This window comes from Leeuwenhoekiella marinoflava DSM 3653, from assembly GCF_900129005.1.
GTDB lineage: Bacteria > Bacteroidota > Bacteroidia > Flavobacteriales > Flavobacteriaceae > Leeuwenhoekiella > Leeuwenhoekiella marinoflava.
The window spans coordinates 39152-52396 of sequence record NZ_FQUN01000019.1; the positions used below are offsets into that span (position 1 = coordinate 39152).

A 13245-nucleotide genomic window follows, 5' to 3' on the forward strand; every position below is an offset into this window, starting at 1 on the left:
TTATTTTACAGATACCCGCCAGATCACTCCGCCGTCATCATCGTTAACTAAAAGAGAGCCATCCGGGGCTACCGTAGTTGCAACAGGGCGACCATAAACTTCATTTCCATTTTCATCAGGAACAAAACCGGTTAAGAAGTCAATGGGTTCTTTTGGAATTCCATTTTCAAAAGGAATAAAGACCACTTTGTAGCCAGAGAATGGTTCGCGATTCCAAGATCCGTGTTGCCCCACAAATGCGCCATTTTGATACATCTGAGGAAATTGATCTTCGGTATAAAACGTAAACCCTAGTGAAGCCGTGTGAGGCCCTAGAGGCACATCCGGAATAATTGCTTTATCTACCAAATCCTGATGTGGATCTTCATTCCATCTTGGGTCATTGATCTGACCGTAGTAGCTGTAAGGCCACCCGTACCAGCCGCCTTTTTTTACGCTCGTTGCATAATCAGGAACCAGATTGTTGCCCAACTCATCACGCTCGTTAACAGCAGTCCAAAGATCTCCGGTAACCGGATTCCAGTCCATACCCACAGGGTTTCTCAAACCTGAAGCATAAACGATTTCTCCGCTTCCGTCAGGATTCACTTCTAGTATATTAGCACGGCGTTCTTCTTTTTCCATTCCTTGCTCCCCTACATTACTGGCAGAACCTACAGAGATGTAAATTTTATCACCGGCTTCGTTGGTGATGATATTTCGCGTCCAGTGATTGTTATAACCACTTGCAGAGAGTTCGACAATTTTCTCGCCTTCACCATCTAATTTGGTTTGCCCTTTGGTATATGGGAAGCGGTAAAGCCCATCAGTATTAGCGATGTAGAAATAATCGCCAAGAACCAGCATTCCGAAGTTTTGATTCAATTTATCTTTAAAAATAAAGCGCTCGTCTATTTTACCATCCTCGTCAGTATCGCGTAAGAGCGTGATTCGGTTGGCGCTATCTTTGGTGTTAGATTCTGATACAAAAATATCGTTATTAGGTGCTACATACGTCCAGCGTGGATGCTTTAAAGAATCGGCAAAACGCTCTACTTTAAAACCTTCGGCAGCAATTGGTGTTTTTCCGGCAGGCCAGTCTACCACGTTGCTTTCTTTGGTAACCGACTCTGAGCTAAACGGAGCAGGAAGTTCTAAAGGACCAACAGTAGTTGTTACAGTAACTGATCCATTGTCAGCAAGCTCTTCTTTTTCATCCTCAGATACTTTAGTATTGTTTTTACAACTGGCCAATGCAAGTAAGCTGGCCAATAGGTATATGTGTGCTTTCATAGTTAAACATTTTATACGAAAATAAGACTTTGTTTGGCGCATACGCCTTTAGCAAACTGCATTAATATAAGTTTAACTGCTTTTATTAATTCTCAGTTCGCACTTATTTAAATAGCGTTTTTAGGCTTCCATATTCATTGATTTGAAATTGAGTAAGTGACTAAGGCTTTAGCTCATAACAGAACGATTTATCTTAAAAAAAGGGAGAATACCTTTTGGTGTTATTTGAAAAAATATAAATTTGCGACTTCAAAATGAGCAATAACTACGCTACATATAATTTTGTTTTGCCAGTGGCAACTCCGCCCTGAAGCAATTGGCTCCTCATATTACCTTCGGGTAATTATTAAGTTTTACGGAGCTGTAATAATTTGAGGTATTCAATGAGCCTGTTGTATACCTTTTCCACAACGACAATTACACTTTCCATCTTTTATAATCATTTTAGCAATTTCAAATTGCTGACCTTAATCTTATTTTAATGAAAAAAGTATTTAACTTATTTGATCTCACTCAAAAAGTCAATTATAAAACAGAAGTATTAGCCGGGTTGACGGTTGCGATGACGATGATACCGGAGTCGTTATCCTTTGCTATTCTAGCGGGTTTTCCACCATTAATGGGCTTGTATGCCTCATTTATAGCCGGATTGGTTACTGCAATTTTTGGCGGCAGGCCGGGAATGATTTCTGGTGGAGCAGGAGCTACGGTTATTACGCTTATTGCTTTGATGAATTCTAACGGACTAGAATATGTTTTGGCTGCTGTTGCTTTAGCAGGAGTTATTCAGATTTTTATAGGACTTTTTAAACTGGGGAAATTCATCAGATTGGTGCCGCATCCGGTAATGTTTGGGTTTGTAAATGGTCTGGCGATCGTGATTTTTATGTCACAAATCAAACAATTTAAAACCATCGTAAATGGAGAAATTTCCTGGTTAACCGGAACGCCTTTATTGATAATGGTGGGGCTGGTAGCTTTGACCATTGGTATTGTGATTTTTTTACCAAAATTAACCAAAGCAGTTCCTTCGTCGTTGGTTGCAATTATAGTGGTGTTTCTATTAGTTTATTTTTTAGGAATAGACACCAAAACGGTAAAGGATATCGCTTCTGTAAGCGGTGGTTTTCCTCCATTTCATATCCCTGAAATTCCGATTTCTTTTGAAACCTTAAAAATTATTGCGCCCTATTCTATGGTGATGGCAGCAGTAGGCCTTACCGAAGGTCTGTTAACCTTAAACTTGGTTGATGAGATCACCGAGACCAAAGGAAATGGGAACCGCGAGTGTGTAGCTCAGGGAGGAGCTAATATATTAAATGGTTTTTTCTTTGGGATGGGGGGCTGCCCGATGATCGCCCAAACACTGGTAAATCTTTCTGCGGGTTCTCGTGCAAGACTTTCGGGAATTATTGCGGCACTTACGATCTTGACCATTGTTTTGTTTGGAGCTCCGGTTATTGAGAAAGTACCGATGGCTGCTTTAGTGGGTGTCATGATTATGGTGGCGATAGGAACCTTTGAATGGGTGAGTTTAAAGATTGTAAACAGAGTGCCTAAAAAAGATGTTTTCCTTGTGATTATTGTTGCGGTAATCACTGTTATTTTACACAACTTGGCTTTAGCAGTGTTAGTCGGAGTTATCCTTTCTGCACTCTTTTTTGCATGGGAAAGCGCTAAGCGTATTCGGGCTCGTAAATATGTAGATGATGATGGAATTAAACATTACGAGATTTTTGGTCCGTTGTTTTTTGCTTCAACAACCAATTTTATAGAGAAGTTTGATGTCTTAAATGATCCTGAAGAAGTGATCATAGATTTTAAAGAAAGCCGGGTTTCTGATATGTCTGCCATTGAAGCGCTAAACGTGATTACCCAGCGCTATCACAAAATAGGTAAAAAGGTACATTTACGATACTTGAGCAAAGATTGTATCCGATTATTAAAGAATGCAGAAGCTATCATTGACGTAAATATTATGGAAGATCCCACGTATAAAATCGTTGAAAATCGAATAGAATATTAAAAAAGAGGAGAAGATGAATAGAAAAGCCGATTTGAAATTTTCAAATCGGCTTTTCTATTTTAAATCAAGTAAGATTTGCTTACTTTTTGTTTTGTTGATTTTTGATGGTTTTCTCATCTATATCAACCTTATTTGTTTTCTCGTTTCTGTTACCTGTAGGATTTGTTGGATTCTTTTGTTCTACAGTTCTTTCAAATTTCTTAGCCATACTATTTTTCTTTTTTGTTATCCTAAATGTACAAAGCAGAGCTGTTAAATAATGATAAGAACTTGCTAAAACGAGGTTAAGACTTGTTATGCATCAGGGTTTTATTGACGCCGCCAAAGGGTTTAATAATCCGTCCCGATAGCTATCGGGATGCCTCGAAATTAGAAGATTTGTATCTAACGAATGTCTTCTGGGCTTGCCCCGAGGTAGTTTATTGATTTGACAAAGCTTGAAATTCCTTCAATTCCATTTTCTGTAAGCGTTTTTATAAATGCTGAACCAATAATAGCGCCTTTTGCTGTTTTTGTAGCTGCTTTAAAGGTCTCTCTGTCTTTTATCCCAAAACCTACGATTTGCGGATTTTTAAGATTTAAAGCAGCAATGCGCTCAAAATAATCAGTTTGCACAGTGCTGAAGCCTGAAGTTTTTCCGGTTGTACTCGCACTACTCACCATATAAATAAACCCGTCACTGGCTGCATCTATTTGTTTGATACGCTCATCTGAGGTTTGTGGTGTAATTAAAAAGACCATTTTAAGATCATACTTTTCAAAAGTAGCTTTATAATGCGCTTCATATTCAGCGAGCGGAAGATCAGGCATAATGAGTCCGTCAATACCGATTTCTGAACACTCTTTGCAGAATTTCTCCACGCCATATTGCAGCATCGGATTAAAATACCCCATCACGATAAGCGGAATAGTTACTGTTTTTCTAATGTCTTTGATCTGATCAAAAAGTTTAGCCGTGGTCATCCCGTTTTTAAGCGCAGCGGTAGAACTCTCCTGAATGGTAGGTCCGTCTGCTAACGGGTCACTAAACGGAAGCCCAATTTCGATCATATCAACCCCGGCTTTAACCAATTCTTCTAATACCGGTACTGTGTCTTCCAATTTGGGATACCCTGCCGTAAAATAGATAGAAAGTAACTTCTTATCTTCCTGTAATTTTTTATTTATTCTGTTCATTATAATATTCTTTTAGTTATTTCCACCCTTCGATTTCACTCAGGATAAACTTCAACGGAAATCTTTTTTATTTATGGACTTGCGTTAGGGATTGAGGCTTTGTTGGAGCTCTTTTTTAATGTTGCCGAGTGATTTTCCTCAGAAAATTGTATCGAGGCAAACGTTGAAAAAAGCGACTGCCGAAAGCCCGCCCCTGCTCAATAGAGTAGGGGAACGCCCTTACGCTAAATCAAAATATTCTATGTAGGTGTTGAGGTCTTTGTCCCCTCTACCACTTAAATTAACCACAATTACATCATCTTTCTTAAACTTTCGGTCTTCAAAAATGGCAAGTGCGTGAGAGGATTCAATTGCCGGGATGATACCTTCTAGCTTACATAAGTCTAAACCGGCTTGCATCGCGTCAGCATCGGTAACGCTGATGAATTCCCCGCGACCACTTCTAAACAAATGCGCATGCATCGGCCCAACTCCCGGGTAATCTAGTCCTGCTGAAATGGAATACGGCTCAGTGATCTGACCGTCATCGGTTTGCATCAATAGGGTTTTACTACCATGAATGATCCCTTCTTTGCCTAAAGCTGAAGTCGCAGCACTTTCCCCGGAATGTATTCCTTTCCCGGCAGCCTCAACAGCTATAATACCTACTTCAGGTTTGTCTAGATAATGATAAAAAAGTCCGGCAGCGTTACTTCCACCACCAACACAAGCCACAACATAATCCGGGTTTTCACGACCTTCTTTTTCCAGCAATTGTTTTTTAACTTCTTCGGAAATCACACTCTGAAAACGCGCAACCATATCCGGATACGGGTGCGGACCAACAACACTACCAATAATATAATGCGTATTGGTAGGATTGTTGATCCAGTCACGAATGGCTTCATTGGTAGCGTCTTTAAGCGTTTTACTGCCTGATTCTGCAGAAATGACTGTTGCACCCAGCATTTTCATACGGGCAACATTAGGAGCCTGACGTTTGATGTCAATAGCGCCCATATACACAATACACTCTAATCCCATCAATGCACAAACAGTGGCTGTTGCAACCCCATGTTGACCGGCACCGGTCTCAGCGATGATTCGATTCTTACCCAAGCGCTTCGCCATTAGAATCTGCCCGATGGTGTTGTTTACTTTATGCGCACCCGTGTGACACAAGTCTTCCCGTTTTAAGTAGACTTTAGTCCCGTATTTTTCAGAAAAGCGCTTCGCATAATAGAGCGGAGTAGGACGACCTACATATTCTTTTAAGAGCTCTTTGAACTCTTCTTGAAATTCAGGTTCTTGCATCACGCTGATGTAATTCTGGCGTAATTCTTCTACATTAGGATACAGCATCTCGGGGATGTAAGCGCCTCCAAAATCACCGTAATATCCTTTTTCGTTTACGTTGTAGTTCATAACATCATTTTATTAATTTACCATTATTTAGCTTCTCTTGCGATGCTAAAAGAGCTGAATAATTTTCTTAAATCTTTTATATTTTTAAGTCCGGGTTTATCCTCAAATTTGCTGTTTACATCTATGGCAATAAGTGGTAAATCGGTTGCTTGTAATTCGTTTACTGCAGCTAATTCCTCTAAACCAATTCCGCCACTTAAAATGAACGGTTTTTTAGAATTGTAATCCTTTAAAACGCTCCAGTCAAAGGTATATCCATTGCCGCCTTTTTCTTTGCCTTTGGTATCAAATAAAAATTTGTCAACCACAGCTTCGTAGTCTTCTAAGATTGAAAAATCAAATTGGTCTTTAATACTGAAAACTTTCCATACCTCGACTTCGCTCGGCACCGGCGTTTCGACTGCGTCGGTCGTGAGCTTCACCGAAGGGCTCAGTGCAGTTTCTACCAGCGGATCTCGACTGCGCTCGATCTGACAGCGGTTTCTGAGTTCTGCACAATACTGCGGAGATTCGTTGCCGTGGAGCTGAATGACATCAAAATTAAACTGCTTTACTTTTTCTAGAATGCAATCTGGTTCAGCATTTACAAAAACCCCCACTTTTTTAATTCCAGCGCGCAGTTCTGGAATGTCAGGTAAATCATAATTACGCGGACTCTTCTCGTAAAAAATAAAACCCAAGTAATCCGGTTGAAGTGTTGCGACTTCAGCGGTGTTGTGTTTCATTCCGCAGATCTTAAGCCGCAGCGCGGCAGGCGACGAAAATGTTGCAGTGTTATGCTTATGTGTGTCGTTGTTTTTCACATTTTTATTTTTTTAGTGGGGCAGTATTACCACCCCTGTTTCAGCAAGCTGAAACGTTCCCCTCCTTTGAAAGGAGGGGAGCTTTTTATCTGAGATTTTTGATAAACTCGGTTGCGCTAGCGCCGGGATCGTCTGTTTTCATAAAGTTTTCGCCTATCAAAAATCCTTTATATCCATAAGGTTGCAATTCTTGAATCGCATCAATTTATAATTCTTATCAGGGGAAGTATAACCACCCCTTTTTCAGCAAGCTGAAATTTCCCCTCCTTTGAAAGGAGGGAGTCTTTTATTTGAGTTTATGGATAAACTCAGTGGCGCTTGCGCCCGGGTTGTCTGTTTTCATAAAGTTTTCGCCTATCAAAAATCCTTTATATCCATAAGGTTGCAATTCTTGAATCGCATCAATTTATAATTCTTATCAGGGGAAGTATAACCACCCCTTTTTTCAGCAAGCTGAAATTTCCCCTCCTTTGAAAGGAGGGGAGCCTTTTATTTGAGTTTATGGATAAACTCAGTGGCGCTTGCGCCCGGGTTGTCTGTTTTCATAAAGTTTTCGCCTATCAAAAACCCTTTGTATCCATAAGGTTGCAATTCTTGAATAGCATCGATCGAGCTGATGCCGCTTTCAGAAACCTTCACAAAATCATCCGGAATTTTAGTTGATAAGGTTTTGCTCGTCTCTAAACTCACTTCAAAAGTTTTAAGATTACGGTTGTTGACGCCCAGCATATCTAATGAAGGCATAATTGACTTTTCTAATTCTTCCAGATTATGGACTTCTAAAAGCACATCTAAGCCTAAAGATTTGGCAAACTCCGATAAACTCTTGATTTCGTCACGCGTAAGAACCGCAGCGATCAGTAGAATCACATCAGCACCATAGGCTTTAGCTTCTAAGATCTGATACGCATCAACCATGAATTCTTTACGCAAAAGCGGAAACGTACTTGCTGCGCGGGCTAAAAGCAAATCATCCAGCGAACCGCCAAAATATTTACCATCTGTAAGTACGCTCATTCCACATGCGCCGGCATTTTCATAACCGGTTGCCACATCCTGAACATTGAGGTTGTGATTGATTACCTGTTTGCTGGGAGAACGGCGTTTGTGCTCTGCAATAATTCCGGAATTACTTGTGCTTAAAGCGGCAGCCAATGAAGGAGATTTTCGGTCAAAAAGAACCGATTGCTTCAGTTGACTAACCGGAATGAGCTGCTTGCGTAAGGCAACTTCTTTATATTTATCTGCAACTATTTTATCTAAAATGTTCATTTTACTTGCTGCTGAGTTCTATTAATTTATTCAGTTTTTCCAATCCTTTACCACTAAGCAAAGACGCTTTAGCCAAATTAAAACCTGCTTTAGGTTCCAGATTTTTTACCGTTGCGATAGCCATCCCTGCATTTGCAGCAACCACATTGTTTTGTGCTTCGGTACCTTTACCACTAATTACTTTTTTAAAGATTTCCGCTGAAGATTCGATGCTGTTTCCACCATAGATATCTTCTTGTTTAATGGTCGAAACGCCAAAGTCTTCGGCACTCAACATGCGCTCGCTGGTGTTTCGGATAGCCTTTGTGTTTCCGGTCAATGAAATTTCATCATAACCGTCAAGGCTGTGCAAAATGGTAAAGTTTTTATCAGTTTTCTGATATAGATACCCGTACAACCTCGCTAATTCCAAATTAAAGACACCTACGAGTTGATTCTCGGGAAATGCTGGATTCACCATAGGTCCCAGCATATTGAAAAAGGTTTTTACACCGAGTTCACGACGGATGGGTCCCACGTTTTTCATCGCCGGGTGGAATAGGGGAGCGTGCAATACACAAATACCCGCTTCATCTAAACAGCGTTTTAAAAAGTCTTTATCATTACTGAATTTGATTCCGAGATGCTCCATCACATTACTGCTTCCACTCACGGAAGAAACCCCATAATTACCGTGTTTAGTGACATTGATTCCCGCACCTGCAGCGACAAAAGAAGATAAAGTAGAAATGTTGAACGTGTCTTTTCCATCCCCACCGGTGCCACACAGATCAATCGCGTTGTATCCTTCAAAGGGTACGGCGATACACAGATCCTGTAAGGCATCTCTAAAACCAGCCAACTCTTCAACGGTAATGCTGCGCATCATATAAACCGTGATGAATGCAGCAATCTGGCTGGTGTTGTACTTTCCTTCTGATATGTTGACCAGCACGTCACGTGCCTCTGATTTATTGAGTTGCTCGTGGTTGATGAGTCTGTTTAATAGTGTTTTCATTATCCCCCTCTAACTCCCCCAAAGGGGGAGGATTTTTATTTAATGTTTGTAGTTCTGTTTTAAGAGATTTCCGTTTTCACGGAAATGGAAAAACGATTAGCTATTTACCCAATTTTGGATCATTTTCTTGCCTTCCGGAGTTAAAACCGACTCGGGATGAAACTGTACACCGCGTACATCATATTCGCGGTGGCGTAAAGACATGATTTGTCCGTTAACATCAATCGAAGTGATCTCGAGATCTTTTGGGAAATTTTCAGGAGCAACCACCCACGAGTGATACCGGCCAATTTCAAATTCCTCAGGAATATCTTTAAATATGGGTTCGTCTGTAACCAGTTGTTTTGCTGAGGTTGCCACGCCATGAAAAACCTGATCGAGATTGATGAGCGATCCGCCAAAAACTTCGCCGATAGCTTGTTGACCTAAGCAAACTCCAAGCATACTTTTAGTAGCAGCATAGGTTTTGATGATTTCTTTTAAAAGCCCGGCTTCATCCGGTATTCCCGGTCCCGGTGATAATAAGATTTTATCATAAGCAGCAACCTCTTCCAGCTGGAGTTGGTCGTTACGCCTTACGGTAACTTCGCAGTCCAGGTCTTCCAGGTAGTGCACCAGATTGTACACAAAACTGTCGTAATTGTCGATTACTAAAACTTTAATCCCCCCAGCCCCCGAAAGGGGTGCGGATGCATCGTTATTTTTAATTTTATTCGTCTTCATATCCTAGTATAAAGCGGTTCAAATGCTTTAATTGATTTTTGATTTATGGTCTTTTCGCAAAGCAAAAAGGGATAAGTTAGGGGCTATATTTCTTCAGCCAGTTTAAGTGCTTTAGTAAGTGCTCCTAATTTGTTATATACTTCTTCGAGTTCTTTTGAAGGAACACTGTCGCTTACGATACCGGCACCTGCCTGATAATGCAATTGATGGTTTTTACTTAAAAAAGAACGAATGATTATGGCGTGATTGAAGTTTCCATTAAAATCCATAAAACCGAGTGCTCCTCCGTAAAAATCCCGGTTTATGGGTTCGTATTTTTCCAGCAATTTCATCGCATTGTGCTTAGGCGCACCGCTTAGTGTTCCTGCCGGAAAAGTATCTGCAACCACACGCATGGTAGAAGTTTGGGGATGTTTGGTTGCGGTTACTTTACTAACCAAATGAATCACATGTGAGAAGAATTGTACCTCGCGGTAGGTTTCTACTTTTACGTTGCTTCCGTTGCGGCTGAGGTCGTTGCGGGCCAGATCAACCAGCATCACATGCTCGCTGTTTTCTTTTGCATCTTCAGATAATTTCTTAGCCAAAGCAGCATCTTTCTCATCATTTCCGGTACGTTTAAAGGTACCTGCAATGGGGTGAATTTCGGCTTTACCATCTTGAACAATCAGTTGTGCTTCTGGTGAACTACCAAAGATTTTAAAGTTTCCGTAGTCAAAATAGAAAAGATACGGAGAAGGGTTTACACTGCGCAGGCTTCGGTATACATTGAATTCGTCACCGCTAAATCCTTGCGAAAAGCGTTTAGAAGGTACGATCTGAAACACATCGCCACGTTGACAATGTTTTTTACATGTGTCAACCAGGTCTATAAATTGTTCGTCTGTGGTAACCGATTTTTGCTCGCCTTCCAGTTTGAAAGTGTATTCAGCAAAACTTTTTACCGTTAGCAATTGTGCTATCTGTTCGAGATTATTTTCAGCATTATAGGTATGCGAAAAAATATGCGCTTCGTTATTGAAATGATTTATTGCAATGATGTTTTGATACACTGCGTAATACATATCAGGAATATCGAGCGCGTCTTCTTTTTTAGTGATCTCAATATTTTCAAAATACCGAACGCCATCGTAGCTCATATAGCCGAAAAGTCCGTTTTGTATGAACTTTTTCTCGTTGGTATCCGTTTCAAATTTCTTGGCAAACCCTTCAATGATCCCAACAACATCGGTATCTGATTCTATTGAAGTAAGCTGAATAGTTCCGTCAGGGAATTCTTCTTTTATTTCCTCGTTTTTAATCGAAATAGAGGCGATGGGGTTGCAACAAATATAACTGAAGGTATTGTCGTTAGCCCGGTAGTCACTACTTTCTAGCAATAAACTGTTTGGGAATTTATCTCTTAGACGCAAATAGACTGATACGGGAGTTATCGTATCGGCTAAGATCTTTTTGCTGTGTGTTTTTAAAATGTACTTCATTTTGGATTGATATGCTGGTAAAACAAAAAAAGCCTGTCGTGAGACAGGCCTTTTTTTATTTGAAATTTAAATACAAGGTTGCTTCACGACGTTATTGTTGCGAGATCCACCACCACGTATTTACTCGATAATCGAGGCTTGGGTTTTTCGAGGCTTTCCCCGAAATTCCAATCATTGGATTATGTGTAAACTTGGTTTTCATGCCAAGGCTGTTTTTTTTATTTTTCATACTGAGCATCAAAGATAAAAATTGATGCTGAAGCGACAAACAATTTGTAGAGAAATGTTCTTATATTTTATGTTCTTTACTTTTCTTAGCTCGCGTGATTTCTATTTTACGGGAACTCGTGAACCTCGCATCCTCGGTTTGCTCAAGAGACTCTTACGTCGTTTTAAGACTAAAGGTTCTCTTGGAACAGTGCATTCCTCTCCCTGCGGTCGTCGGATGCAGAAAAGAAAAGAGCCTCTCGCCTAGGAATTTTTCGCCTTAGGGGCGAAAACCGCCTTGTCAGCTCCGCGTCGCTACCGCTCCTGTCCTTCGGAGCTGCCTGCATCTATTCTGAACCGAGGGAATTGATAATTCGTTTAACCCTTCGGGTTTGAATACTTTCTTTTTTCTAAAATTTCTTATGCAATACATTTTAAAAACGGCCTACAAGAAGGTATCGTGAAATTTGAAGTGAGCGAAACGTCGCAGGCGGTTCTGTTTGAGGGCGCGATAGCGGCTGAGTTAAGCGCATGCAGTGGAGTGAACGATAAATTTAGATTCCGTCTTATGAGCCTTGATTTTTTGGTTCTTTGGCATTAAGGCAAAAGAACAGGAACACGAATAAAAGTTATAGATTCTATTCGTGTTCCTTACTTTTCTTTGCTCGTCCAAAGAAAAGTAACAAAAGAAAAGACACTTTTTCTTAGGTATTTTTGCCTTATCAGGCAAAACCGCAACAAGTCCCCTAAATTTTCTCCAAGGCTTCGAAAATTTTTAACGGGGCCTTCTTGCTATACTGAAGAAAAAGAGGGCTAAAGAATACTATTCTTAGTTTTGATTTTGGAAACGGCCTACTTTTTAGATCTGTAGTAAAACAAGCAAATACCGCAGTTGGGCTAGTGGAGGATGGCTTAGCGCAGCGGTTTGCCATCCGCAGGATAAGGGATTTGCGTAGTTTTCAAGGATGTAAAAATAAGCCTTGATTTTTTGGTTCTTTGGCATCAAGGCAAAAGAACAGGAACATGAATAGAAGTTATAGGTTTTATAGCATGTTCTGTTCATTTTCTTTGCTCGCGTCATTCTTATTTTCTCGGGAGCTCGTGAACCTCCGTCGGTTTGCTCAAGAGACTCCTACGTCGTTTTAAGACTAAAGGTTCTCTTGGAACAGTGCATTCCTCTCCCTGCGGTCGTCGGATGCAGAAAAGAACAGGAACACGAATAGAAGTTATAGGTTCTATTCGTATTTCTTACTTTTCTTTGCTCGACCAAAGAAAAGTAACAAAAGAAAAGACACCTTTTGGATAGGTATTTTTCGCCTTAGGGGCGAAAACCGCAGCAGTGCTCCTAAATTTTCTCCAAGGCTTCAAAAATTTTTAACGGAGCACCGCCGCTATACTGACCAAAAGGAAACCTGCTATAGGATATTTTTGTAAAGAAGGATATTTCAAAAAGAGTCTAAATGCTTATTAATACTTGAAGAATGGCCTACAAGAAGGTATCGTCAAATTTGAAGTGAGCGGAACGTCGCAGGCGGTTCTGTTTGAGGGCGTGATAGCGGCTGAGTTATGCGCATGCAGTGGAGTGAACGATAAATTTAGATACTGTCTTGTGAGCCTTGATTTTTTGGTTCTTTGGCATCAAGGCAAAAGAACAGGAACACGAATAGAAGTTATAGGTTTTATTCGTATTTCTTACTTTTCTTTGCTCGTCCAAAGAAAAGTAACAAAAGAAAAGACACTTTTTCTTAGGTATTTTTGCCCTAAGGGGCAAAACCGCAAGAAGTTCCCTAAATTTTCTCCAAGGCTTCGAAAATTTTTAACGGGAACTTCTTGCTATACTGAAGAAAAAGAAGGCTAAAGAATTATATTCTTAGTTCTAATCTT

At 40.4% G+C, this 13245-nt stretch carries 11 protein-coding genes and 1 pseudogene; 2 read left to right on the forward strand and 10 right to left on the reverse strand.

What is annotated here, in order from left to right; translation table 11 throughout:
• Positions 1 to 1272 (reverse strand): PQQ-dependent sugar dehydrogenase, encoded by a 1272-nt coding sequence (locus BUB91_RS16365; RefSeq protein ID WP_073100359.1) that lies wholly within the window; start codon positions 1270 to 1272, stop codon positions 1 to 3.
• 481 nt (positions 1273 to 1753) lie between these two features.
• On the opposite strand from BUB91_RS16365, the gene BUB91_RS16370 reads away from it, so the two are divergent.
• The gene (locus BUB91_RS16370; protein WP_073100360.1) at positions 1754 to 3298 is read left to right on the forward strand and encodes a SulP family inorganic anion transporter; all 1545 of its coding nucleotides are present in this window, start codon (positions 1754 to 1756) and stop codon (positions 3296 to 3298) included.
• Between the two features lie 79 nt (positions 3299 to 3377).
• On the opposite strand, the gene BUB91_RS21505 is transcribed toward BUB91_RS16370, so the two are convergent.
• The 9 genes and pseudogenes from BUB91_RS21505 to BUB91_RS16405 form a co-directional block, all read right to left on the reverse strand.
• Positions 3378 to 3506, reverse strand: a complete 129-nt coding sequence (locus tag BUB91_RS21505) for a hypothetical protein (RefSeq protein WP_262490551.1) — start codon at positions 3504 to 3506, stop codon at positions 3378 to 3380.
• 176 nt (positions 3507 to 3682) lie between these two features.
• Positions 3683 to 4474, reverse strand: coding sequence for a tryptophan synthase subunit alpha (gene trpA, locus BUB91_RS16375; RefSeq protein ID WP_073100361.1), 792 nt, complete (start codon positions 4472 to 4474; stop codon positions 3683 to 3685).
• 219 nt (positions 4475 to 4693) lie between these two features.
• On the reverse strand, positions 4694 to 5878 hold the full coding sequence (trpB, locus tag BUB91_RS16380) for a tryptophan synthase subunit beta (protein WP_073100362.1): 1185 nt from the start codon (positions 5876 to 5878) through the stop codon (positions 4694 to 4696).
• A gap of 23 nt (positions 5879 to 5901) precedes the next feature.
• Positions 5902 to 6603 carry a phosphoribosylanthranilate isomerase gene (locus BUB91_RS16385; RefSeq protein ID WP_073100363.1) on the reverse strand — a complete coding sequence of 234 codons (702 nt, stop codon included), beginning with the start codon at positions 6601 to 6603 and terminating at the stop codon, positions 5902 to 5904.
• A gap of 163 nt (positions 6604 to 6766) precedes the next feature.
• A pseudogene (locus BUB91_RS21385) lies at positions 6767 to 6886 on the reverse strand (indole-3-glycerol-phosphate synthase TrpC); the annotation flags it as partial.
• 284 nt (positions 6887 to 7170) lie between these two features.
• Positions 7171 to 7953 (reverse strand): indole-3-glycerol phosphate synthase TrpC, encoded by a 783-nt coding sequence (trpC, locus tag BUB91_RS16390; protein ID WP_073100364.1) that lies wholly within the window; start codon positions 7951 to 7953, stop codon positions 7171 to 7173.
• A gap of 1 nt (position 7954) precedes the next feature.
• On the reverse strand, positions 7955 to 8950 hold the full coding sequence (trpD, locus tag BUB91_RS16395; RefSeq protein WP_073100365.1) for an anthranilate phosphoribosyltransferase: 996 nt from the start codon (positions 8948 to 8950) through the stop codon (positions 7955 to 7957).
• 96 nt (positions 8951 to 9046) lie between these two features.
• Complete coding sequence (locus BUB91_RS16400; protein ID WP_241652666.1) at positions 9047 to 9673, reverse strand: anthranilate synthase component II; 627 nt, start codon at positions 9671 to 9673, stop codon at positions 9047 to 9049.
• A gap of 83 nt (positions 9674 to 9756) precedes the next feature.
• Positions 9757 to 11154 carry an anthranilate synthase component I family protein gene (locus BUB91_RS16405; RefSeq protein WP_073100366.1) on the reverse strand — a complete coding sequence of 466 codons (1398 nt, stop codon included), beginning with the start codon at positions 11152 to 11154 and terminating at the stop codon, positions 9757 to 9759.
• Between the two features lie 1681 nt (positions 11155 to 12835).
• Between BUB91_RS16405 and BUB91_RS16410 the strand changes: the two genes are divergently transcribed.
• Positions 12836 to 13219, forward strand: a complete 384-nt coding sequence (locus BUB91_RS16410) for a hypothetical protein (RefSeq protein WP_073100367.1) — start codon at positions 12836 to 12838, stop codon at positions 13217 to 13219.
• Positions 13220 to 13245 lie beyond the last annotated feature (26 nt).

Bases quoted from the DNA above. Each gene is read 5' to 3' on its own strand.
- BUB91_RS16365 (WP_073100359.1), bottom strand. From the start codon at position 1,272: ATGAAAGCACACATATACCTATTGGCCAGCTTACTTGCATTGGCCAGT.
- BUB91_RS16370 (WP_073100360.1), top strand. From the start codon at position 1,754: ATGAAAAAAGTATTTAACTTATTTGATCTCACTCAAAAAGTCAATTAT.
- BUB91_RS21505 (WP_262490551.1), bottom strand. From the start codon at position 3,506: ATGGCTAAGAAATTTGAAAGAACTGTAGAACAAAAGAATCCAACAAAT.
- trpA (WP_073100361.1), bottom strand. From the start codon at position 4,474: ATGAACAGAATAAATAAAAAATTACAGGAAGATAAGAAGTTACTTTCT.
- trpB (WP_073100362.1), bottom strand. From the start codon at position 5,878: ATGAACTACAACGTAAACGAAAAAGGATATTACGGTGATTTTGGAGGC.
- BUB91_RS16385 (WP_073100363.1), bottom strand. From the start codon at position 6,603: ATGAAACACAACACCGCTGAAGTCGCAACACTTCAACCGGATTACTTG.
- trpC (WP_073100364.1), bottom strand. From the start codon at position 7,953: ATGAACATTTTAGATAAAATAGTTGCAGATAAATATAAAGAAGTTGCC.
- trpD (WP_073100365.1), bottom strand. From the start codon at position 8,950: ATGAAAACACTATTAAACAGACTCATCAACCACGAGCAACTCAATAAA.
- BUB91_RS16400 (WP_241652666.1), bottom strand. From the start codon at position 9,673: ATGAAGACGAATAAAATTAAAAATAACGATGCATCCGCACCCCTTTCG.
- BUB91_RS16405 (WP_073100366.1), bottom strand. From the start codon at position 11,154: ATGAAGTACATTTTAAAAACACACAGCAAAAAGATCTTAGCCGATACG.